Source organism: Streptomyces doebereineriae, assembly GCF_031845645.1.
Taxonomy (GTDB): domain Bacteria; phylum Actinomycetota; class Actinomycetes; order Streptomycetales; family Streptomycetaceae; genus Streptomyces; species Streptomyces canus.
This window is the reverse complement of sequence record NZ_JAVREZ010000116.1, coordinates 1-530: the sequence shown is the minus strand read 5'-3', so window position 1 is coordinate 530 and position 530 is coordinate 1. Positions and strand designations below refer to the sequence as shown.

Below are 530 nucleotides of genomic sequence, written 5' to 3'. Positions count from 1 at the left end.
ACACCTGGAAGCATTCCGCCCGCATGTTCTGTACACCGAAACTTGTTGTCACCATGGCGCCGGTCGGGACCGGGAAATTCGAGAACGTACCCGCGTTCAGAGCTTGCGGGCTTCCGTCCCTCGGCGTGACCACCGGCACGAAGGAAGGGGCGCCCGTAGCCGAAAAGGTCAGCCACACCCCGATGTGGAAGCACCCGGGGGTTTTCAACGGATTCCACGTCCACGACACAGAAGCATTCTTCGTTACGTCGGCGTTGGTGCCGCAGTACGCGACGAGGGCCCCCGTGCTGAAGTTCACCCGCAGTGCGGTGTAGTGCGTGGTCCCGCCCGCAGACGCTTCCCAACTCGACTGGAACTGAATGAGGGACTCCTGAAGGGGCCAGTTCCGCCGGGTGTCCGTCCACACCTCGAACCACAGCCCATCGGATCGCCGTGTCACCGGCAGCAGCTCGGGGACGTAGACGGCCGTGGCCAGATAGTCCAGCCCACCTTCGGCGGCCGACTCGAACGGAACGACATCCTTCGTCCAC

At 63.6% G+C, this 530-nt stretch carries 1 protein-coding gene; it reads right to left on the bottom strand.

Annotated features, from left to right (window positions below):
- A partial coding sequence (locus tag RNB18_RS50980) for a hypothetical protein (RefSeq protein ID WP_311720923.1) occupies positions 1-298 on the bottom strand: 298 nt, incomplete at its 3' end.
- Between the last annotated feature and the right edge of the window lie 232 nt (positions 299-530).